The 21343-nt window shown below is 40.2% G+C and carries 22 protein-coding genes; 17 read left to right on the top strand and 5 right to left on the bottom strand.

The features are described 5' to 3' along the window. Positions 1 to 110: 110 nt before the first annotated feature. The 3 genes from FCL47_RS22160 to FCL47_RS22170 all read right to left on the bottom strand — a co-directional run bounded on the left by FCL47_RS22160 (position 111) and on the right by FCL47_RS22170 (position 3422). Complete coding sequence (locus tag FCL47_RS22160) at positions 111 to 1124, bottom strand: class I SAM-dependent methyltransferase (RefSeq protein ID WP_136815906.1); 1014 nt, start codon at positions 1122 to 1124, stop codon at positions 111 to 113. Positions 1125 to 2293: 1169 nt separating this feature from the next. After that, a complete protein-coding gene (locus tag FCL47_RS22165; protein ID WP_136815907.1) occupies positions 2294 to 2473 on the bottom strand; it encodes a hypothetical protein in 180 nt (59 codons plus the stop codon). A 73-nt stretch (positions 2474 to 2546) separates the two neighbouring features. Next, a complete protein-coding gene (locus tag FCL47_RS22170; RefSeq protein ID WP_136815908.1) occupies positions 2547 to 3422 on the bottom strand; it encodes an ArdC family protein in 876 nt (291 codons plus the stop codon). Positions 3423 to 4476: 1054 nt separating this feature from the next. Between FCL47_RS22170 and FCL47_RS22175 the strand changes: the two genes are divergently transcribed. Then, positions 4477 to 4668: a hypothetical protein gene (locus FCL47_RS22175; RefSeq protein ID WP_136815909.1), complete on the top strand. Its 192-nt coding sequence runs from the start codon at positions 4477 to 4479 to the stop codon at positions 4666 to 4668. A 73-nt stretch (positions 4669 to 4741) separates the two neighbouring features. On the opposite strand, the gene FCL47_RS22180 is transcribed toward FCL47_RS22175, so the two are convergent. Next, positions 4742 to 5041 carry a hypothetical protein gene (locus FCL47_RS22180; protein WP_136815910.1) on the bottom strand — a complete coding sequence of 100 codons (300 nt, stop codon included), beginning with the start codon at positions 5039 to 5041 and terminating at the stop codon, positions 4742 to 4744. A 23-nt stretch (positions 5042 to 5064) separates the two neighbouring features. Then, entirely contained in the window at positions 5065 to 5844 is a 780-nt protein-coding gene (locus tag FCL47_RS22185) for a hypothetical protein (RefSeq protein ID WP_136815911.1), read from the bottom strand. A 275-nt stretch (positions 5845 to 6119) separates the two neighbouring features. On the opposite strand from FCL47_RS22185, the gene FCL47_RS22190 reads away from it, so the two are divergent. From FCL47_RS22190 to FCL47_RS22265, 16 genes are all read left to right on the top strand, one after another. Continuing rightward, a complete protein-coding gene (locus tag FCL47_RS22190) occupies positions 6120 to 6752 on the top strand; it encodes a lytic transglycosylase domain-containing protein (RefSeq protein ID WP_136815912.1) in 633 nt (210 codons plus the stop codon). Between the two features lie 153 nt (positions 6753 to 6905). Continuing rightward, positions 6906 to 7232: a hypothetical protein gene (locus FCL47_RS22195; RefSeq protein WP_136815913.1), complete on the top strand. Its 327-nt coding sequence runs from the start codon at positions 6906 to 6908 to the stop codon at positions 7230 to 7232. After that, entirely contained in the window at positions 7210 to 7512 is a 303-nt protein-coding gene (locus tag FCL47_RS22200; protein ID WP_136815914.1) for a TrbC/VirB2 family protein, read from the top strand. Before FCL47_RS22195 ends, FCL47_RS22200 begins: the two co-directional genes overlap by 23 nt. After that, positions 7509 to 7829, top strand: coding sequence for a type IV secretion system protein VirB3 (locus FCL47_RS22205; RefSeq protein ID WP_136815915.1), 321 nt, complete (start codon positions 7509 to 7511; stop codon positions 7827 to 7829). The genes FCL47_RS22200 and FCL47_RS22205 overlap by 4 nt, the downstream gene beginning before the upstream one ends. Before the next feature lie 15 nt (positions 7830 to 7844). Further along, positions 7845 to 10277 (top strand): VirB4 family type IV secretion/conjugal transfer ATPase, encoded by a 2433-nt coding sequence (locus FCL47_RS22210; protein WP_136815916.1) that lies wholly within the window; start codon positions 7845 to 7847, stop codon positions 10275 to 10277. Positions 10278 to 10314: 37 nt separating this feature from the next. After that, on the top strand, positions 10315 to 11016 hold the full coding sequence (gene virB5, locus FCL47_RS22215) for a P-type DNA transfer protein VirB5 (RefSeq protein WP_136815917.1): 702 nt from the start codon (positions 10315 to 10317) through the stop codon (positions 11014 to 11016). An 8-nt stretch (positions 11017 to 11024) separates the two neighbouring features. Next, a complete protein-coding gene (locus FCL47_RS22220; RefSeq protein ID WP_136815918.1) occupies positions 11025 to 11306 on the top strand; it encodes a hypothetical protein in 282 nt (93 codons plus the stop codon). A 6-nt stretch (positions 11307 to 11312) separates the two neighbouring features. After that, the gene (locus tag FCL47_RS22225) at positions 11313 to 12335 is read left to right on the top strand and encodes a type IV secretion system protein (RefSeq protein ID WP_136815919.1); all 1023 of its coding nucleotides are present in this window, start codon (positions 11313 to 11315) and stop codon (positions 12333 to 12335) included. A gap of 282 nt (positions 12336 to 12617) precedes the next feature. Beyond that, entirely contained in the window at positions 12618 to 13346 is a 729-nt protein-coding gene (locus tag FCL47_RS22230; RefSeq protein ID WP_136815920.1) for a virB8 family protein, read from the top strand. Beyond that, a complete protein-coding gene (virB9, locus tag FCL47_RS22235; protein ID WP_205747405.1) occupies positions 13343 to 14203 on the top strand; it encodes a P-type conjugative transfer protein VirB9 in 861 nt (286 codons plus the stop codon). Before FCL47_RS22230 ends, virB9 begins: the two co-directional genes overlap by 4 nt. Continuing rightward, positions 14193 to 15296, top strand: coding sequence for a type IV secretion system protein VirB10 (virB10, locus tag FCL47_RS22240; RefSeq protein ID WP_205747406.1), 1104 nt, complete (start codon positions 14193 to 14195; stop codon positions 15294 to 15296). Before virB9 ends, virB10 begins: the two co-directional genes overlap by 11 nt. After that, positions 15296 to 16312 (top strand): P-type DNA transfer ATPase VirB11, encoded by a 1017-nt coding sequence (gene virB11 / locus FCL47_RS22245; protein WP_167496607.1) that lies wholly within the window; start codon positions 15296 to 15298, stop codon positions 16310 to 16312. Before virB10 ends, virB11 begins: the two co-directional genes overlap by 1 nt. Continuing rightward, the gene (locus FCL47_RS22250; RefSeq protein ID WP_136815921.1) at positions 16278 to 18515 is read left to right on the top strand and encodes a type IV secretory system conjugative DNA transfer family protein; all 2238 of its coding nucleotides are present in this window, start codon (positions 16278 to 16280) and stop codon (positions 18513 to 18515) included. The genes virB11 and FCL47_RS22250 overlap by 35 nt, the downstream gene beginning before the upstream one ends. Before the next feature lie 14 nt (positions 18516 to 18529). Then, positions 18530 to 19837, top strand: coding sequence for an LPD7 domain-containing protein (locus FCL47_RS22255; protein ID WP_136815922.1), 1308 nt, complete (start codon positions 18530 to 18532; stop codon positions 19835 to 19837). A gap of 16 nt (positions 19838 to 19853) precedes the next feature. Then, positions 19854 to 20432, top strand: coding sequence for a TrbM/KikA/MpfK family conjugal transfer protein (locus FCL47_RS22260; RefSeq protein WP_136815923.1), 579 nt, complete (start codon positions 19854 to 19856; stop codon positions 20430 to 20432). 2 nt (positions 20433 to 20434) lie between these two features. Continuing rightward, positions 20435 to 21112: a TraX family protein gene (locus FCL47_RS22265; RefSeq protein WP_136815924.1), complete on the top strand. Its 678-nt coding sequence runs from the start codon at positions 20435 to 20437 to the stop codon at positions 21110 to 21112. Positions 21113 to 21343: the final 231 nt, after the last annotated feature.

A 21343-nucleotide genomic window follows, 5' to 3' on the forward strand; every position in this document is an offset into this window, starting at 1 on the left:
GGAAGAAAAAGGAGGGGAAGAAGATTGGTTTATTTTAATTTTTAGGAAGAAAATCAAGAAAAGGAAAAAGAGAGATTATACATTTTCAAACCGCTGAAGAAAATACACTTTCAGATCGCCGCTGACAAGTCACGGCTAGCACTGGTAAGTCTTGAGGTAATTTGATTGTAGTTGTTAAAAAACTCACTCCAATATTTTGATTTTAGCCCTATAATTTTCTGCTCCAGACCCTTCTGAAGTCCTGAGATGCTTACCCCTAGCTCTTTAAGAATTGCATAATCAAGCTTTCCTACAGCTTGATAATTTTTAATAAGATGCTGCATTTCATTGTTGTACAGCTCAACAAGAACTTGGATCAAATTTCTACCATTTACAACTTCTTGTTTGATCGTTTCTGATAGCTTTTGCTTCGACGATTCTTTTGCAAAACTACTGTTATCCGATTGGTCAGCATTAAAAGCAAAATGTTCGTCAAACCAGACTGAAAACGGGTCCACCTTTGGTTCTTTATTATGTCTATACTCGCCACGGCCATTGGATAAATCTATAGCCAAGACGTTAACAACAGCCCTTGCCTGTCTTTCAGCATGTGAGAAATCAAACGTTCCGAGAATTTCAGCTGCTGCGTCTCTAGCATCAAGAGCCTCTTGAATTGGGATGGAATCAACCCACCTTGTAGGGATTATAAGATAAACAACAGTGCAATTTGCTTCTCTAATCACTTTAGAGGACCATTCTTGATATTCCGAGTACGGAGGATTAGAGAATAAGACTTCGACCCGTTTATCTATGATTGTGTTTTGGTGAAAGTCAGTGCCAACAATGTAAATATCGTCCGACATTGCTTTTATTAGTCTATCGCTTTTTTCAATGGCGTACATATCCCCACCATTCGCAATACTTTCAAGGGATCTTCCATCACCCGCACCACAATCTAAAACCGATACTCGGGGCTGCTTATCGCTGAAGCGATCTGAAAAACGATGGTTTACATGGGCATTTATGCAAGAAAGCATTTCCTCAGTAGTGGGATACCACTCAAAATCCTGGTTATTTTGCTTTAAGAATCCGAGCAATGGTAATTTACTGTCAAAAATGGAATCTTGGACGGTGGATGAATTCATGTTTAAAATCTCCTTAGTAGGTTTTTTGTTTTGCTCTGGCAGCTTTGGTGAGTTTCAGAGCATCTAAAAGACATGACTACTTATAACATATTAATACATATAAAGCTATATTAATACGTATCAAAAGAGAAGTATTTTACAAAAGATCGCCTCGGCTGGAACCTCACAAAAAAAACCGCAAGTATCAGTTTTGTTTATGTTATTTTTTCCATCATCAGCCGCTTTTAACCACAAACCAAGTAGGCTTAAGCTCTGAAGGGGGGCTCTGCGCGAGAGCGAGAGTCCTTTACCGCACGGATACGCTTTTTGTATCCGCACAAGCGGCCCCTGGTTTAATTACATGGGAAAAGCGTATCAATTAATCCCGGTCCTGCAGTTATCCTGTTTCGTGAGCTATAAACGACCGGAGGGAGAGCATCGCGCACCACATATAAAATGTCAGGCAATACAAGGAGGATTTGCTGCCATTAGATCACGTACAAACAATTCATTGAGCGTTAGCCTGGGTAGAAAGAGGTGGATATTGCCCATAGTGACTTTCCTTCTTTAGCTTCGTTGACGTCCTGTTCTCACTTGATGTGAGCCGAGTTATCTCGTTATTGCGAGCCGCTACATATAAGTATAGAGAAACACCGAAAAACTATTTTAAATATAGATTATCATATTGAAAACACAATGCTTTTCTTATGTAATAATCACCATTAAAAACGTTCGTTTTTAGTTCAGTTTATCGCCAAAGAAATACTCTGCATTTTCGATCTGTTTTTCTATACAAAAACTCTGAATTATGGGTTTTCTTTATCTTTGTTGAGAATAGACCCAATACAGTTATAAATCCCTGCGGATAGAATCAGATAAAGTGAGATCGACCGGCGGATAAAATCACATAATGTGAGCAGACCTGCGGATACGGTCAAATAATGTGGGAACGGTTTGATTTATAGAGTCACTTAATGTGAGACGGAAAAACCAGATAAGTGCGAGAACTGGGATTTATGAGTGCGAGCAGCTACAACTATCGGGTCCAATAGAGGCAATCCCCGCAATAATTGACGCTGTAGCGTCACCGCTGGCCGCATAGACCACCGAAAAGGTGGTCAGTTTGTGAAAATACCAAGTCATATTGTCTCGCGAATTCTGATTTCAGAAAGTAACCAATGAGAATGAGGCTATTTTTTAACTGAGCCGCAGGCCACTTTTACCGGCTGGAAGCCTGAATTTTCAACGATCAAACCCGGCACTCTCACCAGTGCCGGGTTTGATCGTTCCTTCTTTTGCTGCTGCAAGCGCAGTTTGCTTGCCACTCTAAAAGCGTTTGTCGCTCCACCGGGGCGAACAGATGCCTTCATTTTTAAAACCCAATATATTTAAATCTAATGAGGGTTAAGTTGTCCGCCTAACCCTCATTAGATTTTTTGGTTTTTAATCTTGGTCGTTAAATTTCACGTTGAGAATGTAATCGGCGGCTTTTTGTGCTGCGGCTGCTGCACAAACTATCATCTTGGCACTCTCTTTGAACTTTTTTGACCAACCTTGTAGATAGGCTGCGGAATTTTCAACGGTGGCCGGAAGTATGCCAGCTTCGCCACACAAAAAAGCGGCTGTCATTTCTGCGGTAAGTTCCTCTTTGCTGTAATTGTCGGAACCAAATTTAATATCTTTCATTCCTTCGGGCCTGTTCACTCTGCTTTCGTGTCCGGTGCTGTGGCCTAGCTCATGAAAAAGCACTGAATAAAATTTTTCTGATTCATCAAAATCAGTGAAAAAAGGCATTTGTACCTTATCAAGCTGTGGGTAATAACAGGCTTTTCCACTTGCGGATTCCTCAATTTTAGGGGCGTTTTGCATTTCAGTAACAATTTTCTCGGCGGCGGCTATGGGTTCAAGCTCTACGACTTCCGGCTCAACAGGGGCCTCTATACCGTCAACCTGATCAAGATTAAAAATTGTATAGTATCGCAACATAAAGATTTTTTTCTTTTCAGTTTTTCCGGTTGCGGGGTTTTCCTCATTAATCAATAAAGGTTTCCAGAAAACAACCTGGGTGCCCTTTTCGCCCTTGCGTACCTTGCCGCCCTTGTCGGCAGCTTGCTTATAAGTCAACCACCAAGGAGTTGAAAAAGAGGTGCAAGAAAGTAAAAATACATTTATACCTCGGTACTGTTTTCCACTTATCAGATTTCTATTTGCCCCTCTCGCGTTCCATGGCTTTTGCCAAGGGATGCAGCCACTTTCCATGAGTTCGAGCACTTGATTTGTGATCATTTCGTAAACATCAATTTTCTTTGAAGTTCCCATTTTTAAAATCTCCTCAGTAGGTTTTTTGTTTTGCTCTGGCAGCTTTGGTGAGTTTCAGAGCATCTAAAAGACATGACTACTTATAACATATTAATACATATAAAGCTATATTAATACGTATCAAAAGAGAAGTATTTTACAAAAGATCGCCTCGGCTGGAACCTCACAAAAAAAACCGCAAGTATCAGTTTTGTTTATGTTATTTTTTCCATCATCAGCCGCTTTTAACCACAAACCAAGTAGGCTTAAGCTCTAAAGGGGGGCTCTGCGCGAGAGCGAGAGTCCTTTACCGCACGGATACGCTTTTTGTATCCGCACAAGCGGCCCCTGGTTTAATTACATGGGAAAAGCGTATCAATTAATCCCGGTCCTGCAGTTATCCTGTTTCGTGAGCTATAAACGACCGGAGGGAGAGCATCGCGCACCACATATAAAATGTCAGGCAATACAAGGAAGATCCTGCATGGGGTATGCACCTACCGGAACTGTTGTGCGGTTCCGGTTGGTAAATTCCACAATGCAATTTAGAAAGATAAAAACGGGCAGTAGGAAAAGAAGAGATTGAACCTCAAGAGGTAATTCGCAGCTCTAAGGCTGGAGGATCGCGCCGGCCAGCACACCCTTTATAATTTGTTGGCGGTGGTTGCAGCGCAGCGGAAAACGCCGGGAACAATATTAGAAAGGAGGGTGGTGGTTGGGGAAGCCGGAAGCCGATCTATCCCCAAAATAATCAATCTTAAGCTGTTGCTGTTGCTGTTTTTAAATGGTGGTATCAAAACGGCTCACCTGGGCGACATCGAGGGACCGGATTTGATACCAAATTTCATTGAACCGTGGCGGGTGCCGGTCTGATCGCTAGCAGATGATTTGTAAAGCTGGCATCACCGCCATTCCAAAAAAAACGACTAATTTTTACAAATTTATAGTAAGAAAAAGACAATTAAAAGAAATATCAACGGAAAATACCCAACATATTTACTAGTTATTTTTAAAACGGACGTCCTACGATGTGAAACCGCAGTTATGTTTCATTGGGCCTAAAGGGGGTTCAATTATGTGGATTGAATGGAAAAATAAGAAACCGGAACCCGGTACACATATTTACGTGAAAGACTACGGAACGGACGAATGGGATGTTGGTTTCGCAATGGGAGACAGAGAAAATATAGAGGTCGCCATTGCAAACGACCCCACAACTAGCAGGTTTATTTTTGATTTATGGCAATCATTACCTGACCCGAAGTAGTCTACTTTTTTAAAAGAATTTAACAAACAATCAAACCACGCCAGCTCGAATAGTGACGCTTTTGACATCTAATTTACAGATAAAGCGACACCAAATCTTGGGGTGCAATTGTCATCAAAATGCTATCATATAACCAACCAACAACAAAGCTAACTAAACTGGCTGTAGCAAACCCCCAGGCCATTTGTGGTTTCTCCGGGAAGGCATAAAACGAAAAAAGGCAAACAAAAAGCGTTAAAAAAGAAACAACACCAGACAAGGACAAAACAATTCCACGCAACCAAAACATCAAAAAAAACAAAACAGTACGAGCAGCAAGAATAGCCCCGGCGAGAACGCTTAACAAGATATTGTTAGAAGTTTTTGGACTCATAATTCCCCCACAGTCTGCCCTAATTATTTGGTTGCAGGTCCTTTTACTAGAGAATTTATAAGTAAAGAACCTAAAAACACGCCCTCTTTGTAAATCGGCACAATTTTAAATTTAAATATGCTACCGTTAACAACCTCCACATTCACGAACACAGGCTTTCTCTTTTTAGATGCTTCAAAAACGACATTAAGGACTTCATCAAAATTCAAGATCTTGTTTCGTAGATTCAATATTATTGAATCTACAGAAGGATTGGACTCAATATCAATATCACTAAGAAAACCCCAACGATTACTTGAATATATTATCTCTCTTTTCGCGTTGTAAAAAGTTACTCCCTCGTCCAGCTCAGAAAAAATCAATTTATATAGCTCCATTTGCTCTGAAAGCAACGCACAGGTTTTTTCATTTTCTTGAGCAATTCTAATAGCTTTATTGTTTTCAATTAGAGTGGCAGCAACACGTTTCAGGCAATTTATTAGATCTTCCGTTTTTAACAAATCGACATCAAGAGAAATCTGTTTGTCTTTGAATCCGTTGCTGGAACCCTGGCCAGGCAGTAGTTGGTTTTCAAAAATTTCCTTGCCTGTTTCAATCATTGCTCCGTAAGAGATATTAAAATAATCCGCGATCCTCTTTTGTATCTCAATGGGACAGCTTTTTGCGTTCCCTTTAAACAATTTGTTTATGTAAGCAGCTGATTTTACGACCTTCGGTGACATTGCTATGTCAACTTGCTTCTCTCCATCTATTAAAATTTTCTTTCGGAAGAATGCTAGAAAATAATCAAAGTTTGTAGGCATTTTTATCGTTTTAGAGATTAAGAAAATAGATCAGAAAAATAAATGAACCATGTAAAAATCCACTAAAAACAATAAAAACACAACAATAAAAGCAAAACCTCCTCAAAAACAAAAAAAAGCAGCCACCCACCGTTCAGAGAATACTTGACACCATACCTTTTCTTGAAGTATAGATAAATCAAGCGTTGATTAAAGTTTATAAAAGTGTATTATATACTATTATAAACTTAACGCAACACACGAGAAGCATTTATCTAGTGAGGATCTTAGAACTTATGATGGCTTCCTTGATAACAACCCTGGCTTTAAGTTGTGCGCCAGCAATTGACGCACCAACCCTCTCAGCAATAGTCAAAACAGAATCGAACTACAACCACCTGGCTATTGGCATTAATGGCAACAAAAAGTTAGCACGCCAGCCACAAAATGAGGCTGAAGCAATCTCAACAGCCCGATGGTTGATCGGTCACAATTACAGTGTCGATATGGGCCTAGGCCAGATCAACTCAGCAAACTTGGAAACCGTTGGTCTTACTGTTGATGAAATTTTTGACCCTTGCAACAACATTGCCGCCGCCGCAAAAATCTTCAATTCAAACTATGTGTTAGCCAAAAGAAACACCAGCGACAACCGAAGGGCATTTCTTCAGGCAATTTCAGCATACAACACCGGATCTTTCACGAAGGGCTTTGAAAACGGATATGTTCAAAAAATAATTAGCGCTATTCCGCCAATCCCACTCAAAGAAAAAAGCTTACACAACAAAAATGAAATATTGCAAACAGTCCAAATAACAGAAGAAAGAAATTATGAGAAAAACGAATTGAGTGTTTACGAAGACCAGGAAATCGATGGCAAAGAAACAAATGTATACAGCGATTCTGACAGTAAATCTACAGTATACTAGGCTGTTAACCATCTTTTAGATGATTCTGAAATAGCAGCACCGCAAGCGACAAAAAATCCAGCAAATGAATAATGTGTCTCATTCGGTATTTTTTGTTAAATAAGACAAATACAACAAAAGGATTCTATAGAAAATTCAAAAAACGAGACACGAATGAACACTGTGAAAGAGAAGGAATTATTCGAATATTTACAAAATCGAGTAGTAACGGCGATAAAAATAATAAGGAACAAGAAGGGCAGCTACAATATCTTATTAAACTTGACGTGGAAGGGAAAAGAGGGCGATGTGAGGTTAGTCACATCCCGAGGCAAATGGCGCTCCTGGGTAAGCCTGGACAGGTTAATCCGGTATTTAATGAGAAAGACAGACACAATGCCCCCATTATACATTGGAATACCAAGCTTCAAAGAACAAGAAGATAAAAATAAACCAAAAAGCATTCAAGGAGAGGGAGATGTTGAAAAAACAAAAATATAGCTACTCGTTCGTATTCTCGGTCGCATTGTTAGGCTTAATGCTGGTAATGCCTATGTCGGCTTTTGCCGGGTCACCCTGGGACACCGCAGCGACCCAAATTCTAGCTATTTTCACAGGCGGCCTTACAAGAACCCTGGCTATTATAGCGGTTATCGCTTGTGGAATTGCTGCCATAGCAGGAAAATTATCGTGGGATTGGGCTATTAAAATCATTGTGGGTATCGTGCTGATTTTCGGCGCAACCTCTATAGTTGACTACATAATCGCGGGAGCCGCATGATTAATGATCCTCAGCATATACATACTGATGATTTGTTCGTTGGCTTAACCAGACCAGCTACAATGTGGGGAATTCCTTATTTTGCTTTTGTTATCGAATTCATGGTGACGACTTTAATATTCCTTGCAATTGGCAACCCTCTTTATCTTTTGTTAGCCGCGCCGGTCCACGCTATTTTATACCTGATTAGTGCTAATGATCCGGAAATATTTAATTCGATTTATATATGGTTGCAAACTTCGGCGCGATGCCGAAACACTCGTTTTTGGAGAGCGGCGAGCTTTTCACCGCTCTCCAAAAAAAAATGGCTGGATTGACCAAAGGAAACAACAATGGCTGCAACTTTTAAATTCTCCAAAGCCTTTGCTCAAGAAGAAAGCACATCTTCTTTCATCCCATATACCAGCCAAGTCACAACAAATGTGGTGAAACTGAAGAACGGAGATTATTCCGCAACAATCAAAATGCAGGGCGCAGCACACGAGAGCGCCGACATAGAAGACATCAACTCCTGGCACGACCAACTCAACGGACTTTTACGAAACATCTCTTCCCCAAACGTGGCTATATGGTCACATGTGGTGCGAAGAAAATACTCCTCTTATCCCGCAGGTGATTTCACACCTGGATTTTGCAAGCACTTCAACGAAAAATACCAGAAATACATGGCGCAAGAGCCCATGCTCGTCAACGAATTGTATTTGACAATCATTTATCGTCCTCAGCCAATAAAAGCCCTGAAAATATTAGGGCTCTTTGAGAAAAGAAATAAAAAAGAAACAGAAAACCACCAATCAGATGATATTGCGACACTAGAGGAGATAACCGGTGTAGCAATAGCTTCGCTCGAAAGGTACGAACCGGAACTATTGGGATGTTATGAACACAATGGTTTTGTTTATTCAGAAGTCTTGGAATTTTACTCATTCCTGGTAAACGGTGAATGGCACCGCTTCCCTCTGGCCAGAGCAAACATAAGTGAAATAATGGCCACATCAAGACCTTTTTTCGGAAAGGTAGGATTGATGTCACTAAAAGGACCAACAAGAACTCAATACGCTGGTATCGTTACAATTCAGGAATATCCTAGCATCTCGTTTCCTGGAATATTAAATAATTTGTTTTCTGTTCCTTTTGAGTTTGTTTTGTCACAGTCTTTCACTTTTTTATCAAAACCTGTTGCCATGGGCAGAATGAAAAGACAGCAAGCCAGAATGGTAAATGCAGGTGACGTTGCAGTAAGCCAAATTGACGCGATTGATCAGGCTCTTGATGATCTTGCGTCAAACCTTTTTGTCATGGGAGCCCACAGCTTAAGTTTATTGATCTTTGGTGACGACAAAAAAACCTTGAACGATTCAATAAATATAGCAGGGACGGCGATTTCGGATGTTGGGATGAAATGGGCAAGGGAAGAGATTGGAATCGCTGGTGCATTTTGGGCTCAGTTACCCGGCAATTTTCAGTTTAGAGTCAGGGTGGGAGATATCACCAGCCGCAACTTTGTTGCCTTTAGTAGTTTTCACAACTTTCCAACAGGTAGAATCAAAGGCAATCAGTGGGGTGATGCTGTAACCATGTTTAAAACGACATCGGGAGCCCCTTTTTATTTTTCTTTCCACAAAGGCTCAACGGATAAAAACGACAAGCTAGATCCCAACCATAAAGACTTAGCAAACACAGTTGTAATCGGAAAATCCGGAACGGGCAAAACCGTACTTGAGATGATGTTGTTGGCCCAAACTCAAAAATTCAATCAACCTCAAAACGGCAAAAAACTATCGTGTATCGTCTTTGATAAGGACTTAGGGGCTGCTGTTGGAATACGAGCTATGGGAGGCCGCTATTATCCATTAAAAAATGGTTTACCAACAGGCTTTAATCCATTTCAAATGACCCCTTCACCAAATAATATCAGCTTCCTTGAGCTGCTTGTGAAACAGCTCGTGAAACATGAAGGTGTGCCAATAACATTAAACCAGGAACGAGAAATATCCCAAGCAATAGCCGGTTTAATGGCCGTTTCCCAAGAAAAGAGAAAAATTGGTGCGTTGCTCGAATTTTTTGATCCAACAGAAGAAAACGGTTTGCATATTCGTTTATCTCGGTGGTGTGGTGACGGTGTTTATGGGTGGTTGTTTGACAACAAAGAAGACACTCTCGACCTGGACAACTGCCCGATGGTCGGTTTTGACGTGACAGAGTTTTTGGAAAACGAAAGCACCCGCACGCCAACGATAATGTACTTATTTCACAGAATCGAAAACCTGATAGACGGTAGGCGCATACCTATATTCATGGATGAGTTTTGGAAACTGCTAGACGATGAAGCATTTCAGGATCTAGCTCAAAACAAACTGGTCACAATTCGGAAACAAGATGGTTTTCTTGTCATGTTTACTCAATCACCGACACAGGTACTCAGATCAAAAATCGCTTTTGCAATTATAGGTCAAACTGCCACAAAAATATTCCTTCCAAACCCAGAAGCAACCCGAAAAGACTATGTGGAGGGTTTCAGATTAAGCGAACGGGAATACGAAATAGTAAAATCCCTTGGGGAAAAATCACGTTGTTTCCTCATAAAACAAGGCAAAAACTCTGCCGTTGCAGAATTAAACCTGCGCGGGTTTGAAGATGAACTTGCCGTCCTCTCAGGGAATACAGCTACTTCAGCATTAGCAGAAAAACTTGTCTCCGAACACGGTACAGACCCTGAAGTTTGGTTACCAGAATTTCAAAGACTCAGAAAAAACCTGCTGTGAGCTTGATATCACAACAAATATTCACTAGGAGGAAAAAATGAAACGTCTAAAAAAACAATTGTGTCTCATTATTTTTATTTTTGGTCTTTTTTTGCAAAACAACGCCTGCGCCGGAATACCAGTAATTGACGGTGCTAACCTGGCCCAATCAGTCCTTCAAGTGGTTGCTTGGGCAGAGCAGGCAGCACAAATGGCTGAGGAACTCGCACAGTTAGAATCACAATTGAGACAAATGGAAAGAGAATACAATAGTCTCAATGGTGTTCGCGGAATGGGTAGTTTAGTAAATAACCCTGCGTCACGCAAATACCTACCAGATGAGTATCAGTCCATTTTAAATAACGGGTATGGCAACACTGACGCGATAATGAACGAAAACAAAAGAGTGGATTTCACCGAAACATGGGTAGATCCCGATTCCTTGGATGCTCAAGATTATCAAAAAGACGCTCGACAAGCGGCAATTAACAGAGCCACGGCAGAAGATTCCTACCGGAAAGCAAGTGCCAGATTTGATGATATCCAGGTGTTGTTAGATAAGGTGAATGACGCACCTGACGCAAAGGACATGGCGGATCTTCAAGGCCGAATTCAAGCTGAAGGATTGATGCTCCAAAATGAAAAAATAAAACTTCACACTTTAAGTCAATTAGCCACGGCTCAAAAAGACTTACAAAATCAGCGTGATCGAGATAAATCTACTGCAATGTACAAAGACAGCACTATACCGAATTGGTGAGGTTAAAAATGACCAAGTATTATTTATTAATCGCAGGTTTGATTCTCATTGCATTTACTGGGTGCCAGGGTTCGAAAACAGACCTAAACGGAGTCCCAATTGTTACGGATGTAGAACACATAACCGATGAAAACGGGGACACGATTACCACTCAAGCATTTTTGGACAAATGGTGTCCGGGAGAAAACAAAACTCCTGTTTTCAACCCAACTTGTGTGATGGTAAAGACGCAGCGTGATAAGGAAAAAAGCTCGGAGATGTACAAAAACAATACTATTCCAAAATGGTAAGATAATATGGGAGCACCGGCAGCGTTCAATTTTTACACAACATTGTTCACGAAACTGAACGTAACCCTGACGACATATTTTCAAAATGTAGCCACAGATCTAATCACCCAATTTACTCCTGTTGCCACAACGCTGTTGGGTATTTATGTGATGTTTTGGGGGTGGTCAATGTTGCGCGGTGTAATATCTGAGCCGGTAACAGACGGTGTGCAAAGAATTGTTCGTCTAACCTTGATAATAGCGGTTGCTTTGAACGTTGGTAGATACAACCAATACATAACAGATTTTCTTTGGCAGCTGCCAGACTCTTTGGCAGCTGTTGCAGCAATTGGTAATTCAAACCCCTTAACAAACACACAATTTCTTGATGACTTCATGGGGCATTTTTGGGATATATTTGCGGCATTTTCAGAATATTCCTTCGCCTCCCCTTGGAGCAGCACTTTAAATATCCCAAATTGTTTTGTTTGGCTAGCCGGGGCTCTTGTTCTTTTGTCGGGAATCATCCTCACCGCATACTCGGCATTCTTGCTGGTCATGGCGAAGATTGGACTTGCTGTTTTACTTGCCCTGGGACCAGTATTTGTATTGTCAATAATGTTTGAAGCAACAAAAAGGTTTTTTGATGCTTGGTTGGGTCAAGCCCTGAATTTCATTTTTGTTGTTGTCCTAACCTCCGCAATTATCAAACTGTTTTTGACTATAATACAATCTTATCTCATCGTGATATCCACACCAGCGGCTTTAGCCACGCCTTCGCTAGCGGGAGTACTACCAGCAGTTGCATTCTGCTTAATAGGTTTTTTAGTATTAATGCAAGTATCTAATATAGCGTCTGCGCTTGGCGGTGGTGTGGCTGTGAGCACATTAGGGGCAGTTAGTGGGATATATAGCAGGACAACGCGGGGAATAGCAGCAAGCCGACCAATGAACATTCGACGTCAAATAAATAGGAGTAAATCTGACATGAGGATTTTAGCGCGATCCACAGGGGTGAACGCAGTCTGGAACAAATTCAAAGGCAAATAACCAAAGCCAATTAAACCAAGGTTTTTTTTTGTGAATATTCACAATATTATATATTTTGTGTGTTCAATATATATAGTTTTGTTGTTGCAAAAGTACACATAAAACAAATGAAGGGGGTTGAACAATGATTAACAGAATAATTATCAGCTTGATGTTCGTATGTATGTTGACAGGCTGCGCTATAGCACCTCCACCTCCACCCCCCTTGCCAAAGGGCGATTATAGGCCGATTAACAAACTGGTGATACCTTCCGAAAGCACTCAAAAAAAGGAATAAACACCATGGACAAAGTATCGAAGAAAGATTTTGAGAAATATCTTGGCGAAGCCCAGGGGTGGGAAATTGACAAGATTATTGAACTGAAGAAATCCAGAAAAATAGCCTGGTGGATATCGGCAATTGCTATATGTATGGCTTTTCTTTCTACATTAGCGGTTACCGTTCTAACGCCACTGAAAACGGTTCAGCCATATGTCATAAGAGTTGATAATACAAGTGGAATTGTAGAGGTTATTGATTCTCTGAAGAACGGCAAAACGATGTATGAAGAAGTAATAAACAGATATTTTGCTCAACTTTACGTGAGATACAGGGAGGGTTATTCAAGGGAATTGGCCTCTGAATATTACACCAATGTTGGTCTAATGTCTGCAGGACAAGAACAGCAAAAATTTGCTAATTATTTTAATCCCAAAAACCCTAGCTCTCCTCTAAACGAATATGGAGAATACAAAAAAGTAAGCGTGAAGATTTTTGGCACCACCTTTATAAAGCCGGAAATTGCCCTTGTGCGTTATGCAAAGCTCGTAGAAGAAAGAGGGTCAAGCAAGGTCCAAAGCACACACTACACCGCCACGATAATTTTCAAATATATTGGTAAAACGAACATGTCTGAAGAAAACAGAGCTATTAATCCGTTAGGATTCCAAGTAGTCGAATATAGGAACGACCCTGATTCTGCCCCCCAGGAAATACTTTTACCCGAAATTGAAAAAGGAGTGAAACAATGAAATCGTCTTTGTTTTGCATCTTGTTGTTCGTTTTAATAATGCCTACGCTTGCACGCTCTGAGATGGTTCCAAATAAAGGCAAATATGATGCTCGCGTCAGGGTTGCCAATTATAATCCGGAAAATGTAATAAAAATATTAACATTTTATGGGGTGTCAACACATATACAATTCGGTGACGGTGAAGATGTTAAATATGTTGCTGCTGGCGACGACAAAGCGTGGCGAATAGTTTCAAAAGAAAACAACCTATTTATAAAGCCAACTTCTGAAAAAGCGGACACAAATGTTACTGTAATAACCCAAAAAAGGACATATCAATTTGCCTTGGTTGTAGATAAAAAGTCTATAAGAGACGAAAAAGCATGGTCGAGTCAAAATCTTATATATTCTTTGTCTTTTCGATATCCGCAGGAAGAGGCGGCAAAAACACTTGAGGAAGAAAAACGGGCAAAAGAAAAAGCTGCTTACTTGGAAATACAAGCCAAACTAAAGGCAAAAAAATATGACGAAAAAGCTAATTTCAACTATTGGGTCGCAGGATCAGAAGAAATTAGCCCAACAACCGCATACGACAACGGCAGTTTTATATTCCTTACTTTCAGCAACAATAGAGATATGCCAGCAATATACTCTGTTGATGAGAGCGAAAAAGAAGCATTAATTAACACCAATGTTATCAACGGCAATACAATTGTAGTCCAGCGAATGGTCAAAAAATTAATGTTGCGAAAAGGACCCGCTGTAGCCTCTGTGGTAAACAGATCTTTTAACCTGGACGGAGGAAAGGACAACAAGACAGGAACTGTCGCGCCAGACGTGGAAAGAACCATTAAAGGAGAGCAAGATGAACTCTGATAATAATACAGAAAGCGATATCAATAGAGAAAACGAAGGTGTGCCCACAGTTAACAGAAGAACTGGCACGAATAAAGTATTAACCACAATAGGTTATGTTTTTCTATTGGTGCTTGGCGCGGGCCTTATTTGGTTGGTGAACTTTCCTCCCCAACCAAAAGAAAAAAACACTCCAATAAAAGAAGAAGTTCAAAACCGAATGCCAGCACTGGTAATACCTGTCAAACGAAAGGAAATTGCAGACCAATTTACACCACCTCCCCCGGTTCCTTTAGTGGTAAACGCCGAAACAACATCCAACAAAAACACAAGCGGGAAAAAAGAGCAGGATTGGACAGACAGGAAAATGAGCGGCGATATGTTGATTTCAAACTCTAACGAAGGTAAAGGAAATAACCCACCGCCCAAAAAGACTACCCCGCAAGGAGCGCAACCAACCAACGAAAACGGTCCCGACAACAAACTTGCAGATCGGCTTATACCAACCGCAACACCCCAATCCGTCGCTTCTCAGTTACCCGACAGAAACTACCTTATCACAAAAGGAACAACCCTCGACTGTGCTCTTGAAACAGCAATAGACAGTACTGTTCCAGGATTAACAACATGCCGACTCACCAGGGACACATATTCAAACAACGGGCAAGTGCTTCTTTTGGATCGTGGATCAAAGTTAGTAGGTGAATATCAAGGAGGGATAAAACAAGGACAAGCCCGAATATTTGTGCTTTGGACTCGCGCAGAAACGCCGGAAGGCGTGATCATATCGCTTGATTCACCCGGAACAGACGCGCTAGGCAGGTCTGGGTTAGAGGGGTGGGTTGACAACCACTTCATTGAACGTTTTGGAGCAGCAATAATGATGAGTCTGCTACAAGGATCTATAGAAGCTTTTGTCAATAGCACAAATGACGGCAGCACGGTGAATTTTTATGACAACACAGCAAGTGGAGGGGAAAAAATTGTCGAGAAAATACTCGAATCCTCGGTCAACATACCGCCAACTTTGATTAAAAACCAAGGTGATCACATTCAAATAATGGTGGCTCGTGACCTGAGTTTTTCAAACGTTTATGGATTAAGGGTAAACTAATGCTCGACAGTAAGAAAAACGGGCAATCGACTGAAATGCTCGACGAATATATTAAACCTCTTGTTGAATTTTTAAACGATTCAACTCTGAACGAGGTTTGTGTTAACCGCCCTGGCGAAATATGGACTGAGGGAGAAAATGGGTGGACATGTCACAAAAGTGATTCCCTAGATTTTAGTTATTGTCGTCAGCTTGCAACCTTAATTGCTGGTTACAATAAAAAGTCTATCTCCCCTGAAAAACCAGTTTTATCTGCAACTTTACCCGGAGGTGAGCGTATACAAATAATCATCCCCCCCGCCTGTGAAGCCTCTACCGTATCAATCACAATAAGGAAACCTTCAAAAATTGACAAAACCCTCGACCAACTAGAAACCGAAGGTTCCTTTGAAGAATACGAAGACGTGCCTGATGATCTGAAACCATTTGAACATGAATTAGTAAAACTCAAACAAGAAAAAAGAATTAAAGAGTTTCTTGATTTAGCAGTAAAAAGACATCGCAACATATTAATTGTAGGAAAAACAGGATCTGGAAAAACAACAATAACAAAAAGTCTTACGAGAAGTATCGACCCAAAAGAGAGATTGGTTACCATTGAAGATGTTCATGAACTTTTTTTACATCATCACCCCAACAAGGTGCATTTGTTTTACACAAGGGAAGACGAAAGCGGAGCAAAGGTCACATCAAAGCAAATGTTAGCGTCATGTCTACGCATGAAACCAGATCGAATATTATTGGCAGAATTGCGCGGTGATGAAGCTTGGGAATTTATAAAAAGCGTTAACACAGGTCACCCTGGTTCAATATCGACAATGCACGCAAACGGGGCACTCGAAACATTTGAACAATTAACTGCCCTTATCAAGGACAGTAAAACAGGGACCCATTTAGACACAAAATACATTAAGGAACGATTGGTTACCACGATTGATATAATTCTTTATTATAACAATCGAAAACTTAGAGAAATATACTATGAACCTGAGAAAAAAAGGCAAAAACTTTTTTAAAATTGTGTTGATAAGCTGTCTTGTTTTTGTGATAGCGCTCATTTGGGTTTATATTGCAGGAGGAATATTCCTGTTAGCTTTTAACCGAGACATCAACGAAACAACCCCTCTCACATTGTATCAATATTGGTACTATTACGGAGCAGAAAAACAAGTTCAAAAATGGATATTTATAGCAAGTTTTTCATCCGTTCTGGCTATTGTTATCCCTTTTGTCTTTTTTTTAATGCCAGCCAAAAGGAGTCTTTTTGGTGATGCTCGCTTCGCCAAAAAACACGAGATAAAAAGAGCTGGTTTATTGGGAGAAAAAGGGATTATTGTAGGAAAAAAATATAATAAATACCTTATGTTCAAAGGTTCTCAACATGCCATTATTTCCGCACCAACAAGAAGCGGGAAAGGTGTTGGTGTAGTTATACCCAATCTTTTGAGTTGGCCCGAATCACTTGTAGTTTTGGACATTAAGCAAGAAAATTGGGACATAACAAGTGGATATAGGGCAAAATACGGCCAAGAATGCTATCTTTTTAATCCTGCCGCTGTCGATTACCGCACCCATCGCTACAACCCTCTTTCCTACATAAGTGACAACCCTAGTTTCAGAATTGATGATGTTCAAAAAATCGCAAACATGCTGTTCCCGGATCAACCTGGTACAGATGTTATTTGGACGGCCAGCCCTCGAAGTTTCTTTTTAGGAGTGGTCTTATATCTGCTAGAAACGCCCAACAAACTCGTAACGTTAGGACAAGTTCTAAGAGAGTCACTGGCGGAAGGTGATAGCTCTTTGTATTTCACCAAAATAATAAATATGCGGATATTAGGAGAGCATATAAAAAACACAAAACATAAAGAAGCAGAAAACCAAGCCGAACTGGATTTCAATGAAGTTATGGGTGACAAAGGAAAGGCTCATGAGAACCACCCTCGTTTATCAGAAATGGCGGTTTGGTATCACCTAAATTCAAATTATAAAAAAGCTTTCGACCACAAATGTACCAGGGAAAACCCACTAAACAGGAAATTAGAGAAAATTAAATTTGATAGACAGTCTGCCGAAATAGGTAAAGCTCTATCGCCAGCTTGTGTTAGAGCCTTAAGTAGTTTTATTTCAATATCTTCAGAAAACACCAGGGCGGGTATAATAACGTCTTTTCGATCAAGACTTGAATTATGGATGAACCCTTTAGTTGATGCAGCCACCAGCGCAAATGATTTTGATTTAAGACAGGTCCGAAAAAAACGGATATCTATTTATTTAGGCGTAACACCGGACAATCTTGAACGTATGGCACCTTTGCTCAATTTGTTTTTTCAGCAACTTTTAGATCTCAATACAAGAGAGCTTCCAAACCAAAACAAAGACATTAAATACACCTGCTTATTATTAATGGACGAATTCACGTCAATAGGGAAAATAAGCATATTATCAAAAGGCATAAGCTATATTGCAGGGTATGGGTTGAGAATGATGCCGATCATCCAAAGCCCTGCACAGTTAGTTGACATATACGGGAGAGATGCCGCCCAAACCTTTACCACCAATCACGCCCTTAATATAATTTTCCCGCCCAAAGCTTCGGAAACCCAAACAGCAAAAGATATTTCTGATTGGCTTGGCTTTCAAACTGTAAAAGGAATTTCAGAATCAAAAGGTAAAGAAATATTTACCAAAAAAAGAAGAACTGAGTCAACCTCAGATCAACGCAGAGCCTTATTGTTGCCGCAAGAAATAACCAGCTTGGGTCAAACGAAGGAATTGGTAATTATGGAAAATGTACCCCCAATCCTTGCCGAACGAATATTGTATTATAATGAAAAAGTCTTTGTGGATCGGTTAAAAATGATATCTCCAAGTCTTGATTCTTTAAAATCAGCGATACCAACAAAAAACCAATTAGATTCTGCAATAAAGAAAAGGGAACTGAGCGCCTTTGTGCCAAAGATCAACCTTGAGGATCATGATCTTATGATAGGCACAAAAAATATTCAGATAATGCAGAGTCTACCAACAACATCTTCAGAAAAAAAATATATTGATCGTCCGGTTACCCCGGATGATATACCGAAACTTGCCAAAAAACATCTTGAAGATTTTTCTATAAATTTTTCAGATACAGAAGCACCGTTGGAGGGGGTTGACGTAAATGCTCTTAATAAATATGCAGACGAATTATATAGGCAAGCCAACGCCGAGATTTAAAAAAAGGTGAGTCGATGAGCAAAAGCACAAACAATGATTTTGTTGAAAAACTTAAATATGATCTTAGCAAGCCAAAAGACAGGTTTGAAATACATAATCCATTATATGATTCAAAAAAAGAGGTTAACACATCACAGGAAGCAATTAAAGAAGCCAACCTTGTTGGATCGAGTCGTTTTCAATACATAACACCCGAAGGAAAGGTTTATCAGATTGGAAAAAACAAAAATGACGAAAGATGGTATCAGATAGAAAGAAATCCAAAATATCTGAATGAAAAAAATTACACCCTTTCTTTGGTGGATATTCAAAAATCAATAGATCGTAAAAACCTCCAATCTATTAGAGACAATGAAAAACTGCGAGCAGCCCTAAAAGAAGCCGACCCAGAAACAAACATAAAAATGGCAAAAGCAGATATTCTTTCTTTTAGAAAAATACAAGACATAGGAGCACAAAAAGCCGCTGCTGAAATTATGGCAAAAAACGCAAATACCTATCCTGACTACAAAAAAGAAATTATCAAGACATCTCCCGAGACACTAAGAAAAATAGTAGAAATAGCTTCCATCAAAAAAAGCAAGTCTCAGTTTGTCGCTCAAAAATCTCAAAATAATAACAACAAAAAAACCTCACATTCCGAAAACACGATAGAATCCGATGAAATATTTACAGCGTCGGAACCTGAAAAAAATCCAGTATTACCGCCAGACTTAGAAAAAGAATACACGAAGGTTGGAAATAAATATTATGCCGAAAACGGAAGCTCTTTTGAAGACAAGGGCAATAGGATAGAGACCCAATCAAATGAAGAGAGAGTCACCAGTTCCATGATACTTATTGCCAAAGCAAGAGGATGGAACGAAATTAAAGTTTCTGGTTCAGAATCGTTCAAAAAGGAAGCTTGGATAGAAGCCAACTCAAAGGGAATGCACGTCAAAGGATATATACCTCAAAGACAAGATAAAGAAGAACTAAGCAAAAGAACGGGGAAAATGGACTACAAAAGAGATGGAAACCAAGAAGAGCCCGAATCAAAAAGCGACACACATAGCAAAAAAATGGCCAAAACATGGGCGACCAAAGATCCCCAGGAAGCGGCTAGGATATATCCAGAACTGGCAAACGCAACGGCCTTGGCTGTTGCTATAGACAAAAGAGCCGAAGCAGATGGACTAAACCCGGCACAGCGAGCGGTGGTTGCGGCCAGGACAAAACAAAACATTATTAACAGTATCGAAAAGGGTAACTTGCCTAGGATGAAGATTAGGGAAGAGGTTGAAATCACCACTAACAGGAATGAAAAAGAACTGGTCAGGTAAAAAGGGAGGTCGCGTCATGAAAAGGATAGTTAGTTTGATAATGATGGCAGGATTGTTTGTAACATCAGTCAAAGCAGATGATGATATATTAACCGGCGATACACGGCTATCCTGTGAAGCGATAATGTGTCTATCAACAGGGAGCGCCCCGGATGAATGTGAACCCTCGTTGCGCCGGTATTTTGATATAAGAGAGAAAAAATTATCCGACACAATAAAAGAAAGGAGAAATTTTCTAAAAAAATGCCCAGCCTCAAATCAAACTCCTGAAATGCAAGGGTTGGTTGATGCACTAGCGAGTGGTGCCGGGAGATGCGATGCGCTGTACCTTAACAGAACGACAAAAAAGACCATCCATAGAGATGAAGAAATAATCACAATAATTGACAATAATATGCCTATATATTGCAGCGATTATACTAATAATCAATATGTGAATTTGGGAGACGAGATTCCCAAGTACGTAGGTGATCCTGAGAATGGTGGTCATTGGGTGAACTCAAGTGACTACGAAAAAGTCCTGACTGAATACAACGCACGACTTGCAAAACAAAAAGCCGATCAAGCAGAAATGGATGCTTATAACGGCCGTTAATCATGAATCTTCCCCATATCGATTTTAAAGACGGAACCGTAGAAGTTTTAAAATGGATAGCATTGTTTATTATGACCCTTGATCATATAAACAAGTACTATTTTCATGAAAAGATTACTCTCATCTTTGATTTGGGAAGAGTTGCTTTACCAATTTTTCTGATCATTTTAGCTTACAATTTAGCTCGTCCTGGGGCTCTTGAGAACGGTGTCTATGGTCGAGTTATGAATCGCCTTTTGGTGTCTGGATTGATTGCAATAATACCTATTACTTTGATGGGGGGATTGATTGGTGGCTGGTGGCCTTTAAACATTATGTTTTTGTTGCTTGTTGTTACAGCAACGGCTTATTTGATAGACACCCACCACCCCATAATAGCTCAAATAGTTTTCTTCCTCGGCGGCGCTGTTGTTGAATTTTGGTGGTTTGCCGGATTACTTGGTGTTGCCGTGTGGTGGTATTGCAGAAAACCTAACTGGACTGCTGCAATTTTAATTTTAATCTCCTGGGGGTCCTTGTGGATAGTGAATCAGAACAGTTGGGCTTTCGCCGCTCTGCCGTTAATTTGGATAGTATCGCGCCTGCCGGTAGAGATGCCAAAATATAAATACGTGTTTTATACCTACTATCCACTTCACCTGGCAATTATCTGTTTAGTCGTCAACTATAAAAATTTCTAGAAAATTATTGGTATCAAAAACTGTGTTGCCGGCGTGACCTGGTGCCGTTTTTTGATACCAATAATTCAAAAATTGAGCTTAGCGCCGCCCGGGTCGGGTTACACTTACCCGGTCACTTGGTATCATTCCCCCTTGGATCGACTAAGGAATATCATCTGAATGACAAGCACAACGAACAAACCATTAACGATCAGAGTGTTGGTGTTAGCTCTGGCTATAGTGGCTGGGGTC

Source organism: Desulfopila sp. IMCC35006 (assembly GCF_005116645.1).
Classification (GTDB): domain Bacteria; phylum Desulfobacterota; class Desulfobulbia; order Desulfobulbales; family Desulfocapsaceae; genus Desulforhopalus_A.

Excerpts from the sequence above, each read along its gene's own strand:
- FCL47_RS22255 (WP_136815922.1), top strand. The coding sequence starts at position 18,530 with ATGAGCAAAAGCACAAACAATGATTTTGTTGAAAAACTTAAATATGAT.
- FCL47_RS22225 (WP_136815919.1), top strand. The coding sequence starts at position 11,313 with ATGGGAGCACCGGCAGCGTTCAATTTTTACACAACATTGTTCACGAAA.
- FCL47_RS22195 (WP_136815913.1), top strand. The coding sequence starts at position 6,906 with ATGAACACTGTGAAAGAGAAGGAATTATTCGAATATTTACAAAATCGA.
- virB11 (WP_167496607.1), top strand. The coding sequence starts at position 15,296 with ATGCTCGACAGTAAGAAAAACGGGCAATCGACTGAAATGCTCGACGAA.
- FCL47_RS22230 (WP_136815920.1), top strand. The coding sequence starts at position 12,618 with ATGGACAAAGTATCGAAGAAAGATTTTGAGAAATATCTTGGCGAAGCC.
- FCL47_RS22265 (WP_136815924.1), top strand. The coding sequence starts at position 20,435 with ATGAATCTTCCCCATATCGATTTTAAAGACGGAACCGTAGAAGTTTTA.
- virB9 (WP_205747405.1), top strand. The coding sequence starts at position 13,343 with ATGAAATCGTCTTTGTTTTGCATCTTGTTGTTCGTTTTAATAATGCCT.
- FCL47_RS22165 (WP_136815907.1), bottom strand. The coding sequence starts at position 2,473 with ATGAAGGCATCTGTTCGCCCCGGTGGAGCGACAAACGCTTTTAGAGTG.
- FCL47_RS22185 (WP_136815911.1), bottom strand. The coding sequence starts at position 5,844 with ATGCCTACAAACTTTGATTATTTTCTAGCATTCTTCCGAAAGAAAATT.
- FCL47_RS22220 (WP_136815918.1), top strand. The coding sequence starts at position 11,025 with ATGACCAAGTATTATTTATTAATCGCAGGTTTGATTCTCATTGCATTT.
- FCL47_RS22205 (WP_136815915.1), top strand. The coding sequence starts at position 7,509 with ATGATTAATGATCCTCAGCATATACATACTGATGATTTGTTCGTTGGC.
- FCL47_RS22160 (WP_136815906.1), bottom strand. The coding sequence starts at position 1,124 with ATGAATTCATCCACCGTCCAAGATTCCATTTTTGACAGTAAATTACCA.
- FCL47_RS22210 (WP_136815916.1), top strand. The coding sequence starts at position 7,845 with ATGGCTGCAACTTTTAAATTCTCCAAAGCCTTTGCTCAAGAAGAAAGC.
- FCL47_RS22200 (WP_136815914.1), top strand. The coding sequence starts at position 7,210 with ATGTTGAAAAAACAAAAATATAGCTACTCGTTCGTATTCTCGGTCGCA.
- FCL47_RS22170 (WP_136815908.1), bottom strand. The coding sequence starts at position 3,422 with ATGGGAACTTCAAAGAAAATTGATGTTTACGAAATGATCACAAATCAA.
- FCL47_RS22260 (WP_136815923.1), top strand. The coding sequence starts at position 19,854 with ATGAAAAGGATAGTTAGTTTGATAATGATGGCAGGATTGTTTGTAACA.
- FCL47_RS22180 (WP_136815910.1), bottom strand. The coding sequence starts at position 5,041 with ATGAGTCCAAAAACTTCTAACAATATCTTGTTAAGCGTTCTCGCCGGG.
- FCL47_RS22250 (WP_136815921.1), top strand. The coding sequence starts at position 16,278 with ATGAACCTGAGAAAAAAAGGCAAAAACTTTTTTAAAATTGTGTTGATA.
- FCL47_RS22190 (WP_136815912.1), top strand. The coding sequence starts at position 6,120 with ATGATGGCTTCCTTGATAACAACCCTGGCTTTAAGTTGTGCGCCAGCA.
- FCL47_RS22175 (WP_136815909.1), top strand. The coding sequence starts at position 4,477 with ATGTGGATTGAATGGAAAAATAAGAAACCGGAACCCGGTACACATATT.
- virB10 (WP_205747406.1), top strand. The coding sequence starts at position 14,193 with ATGAACTCTGATAATAATACAGAAAGCGATATCAATAGAGAAAACGAA.
- virB5 (WP_136815917.1), top strand. The coding sequence starts at position 10,315 with ATGAAACGTCTAAAAAAACAATTGTGTCTCATTATTTTTATTTTTGGT.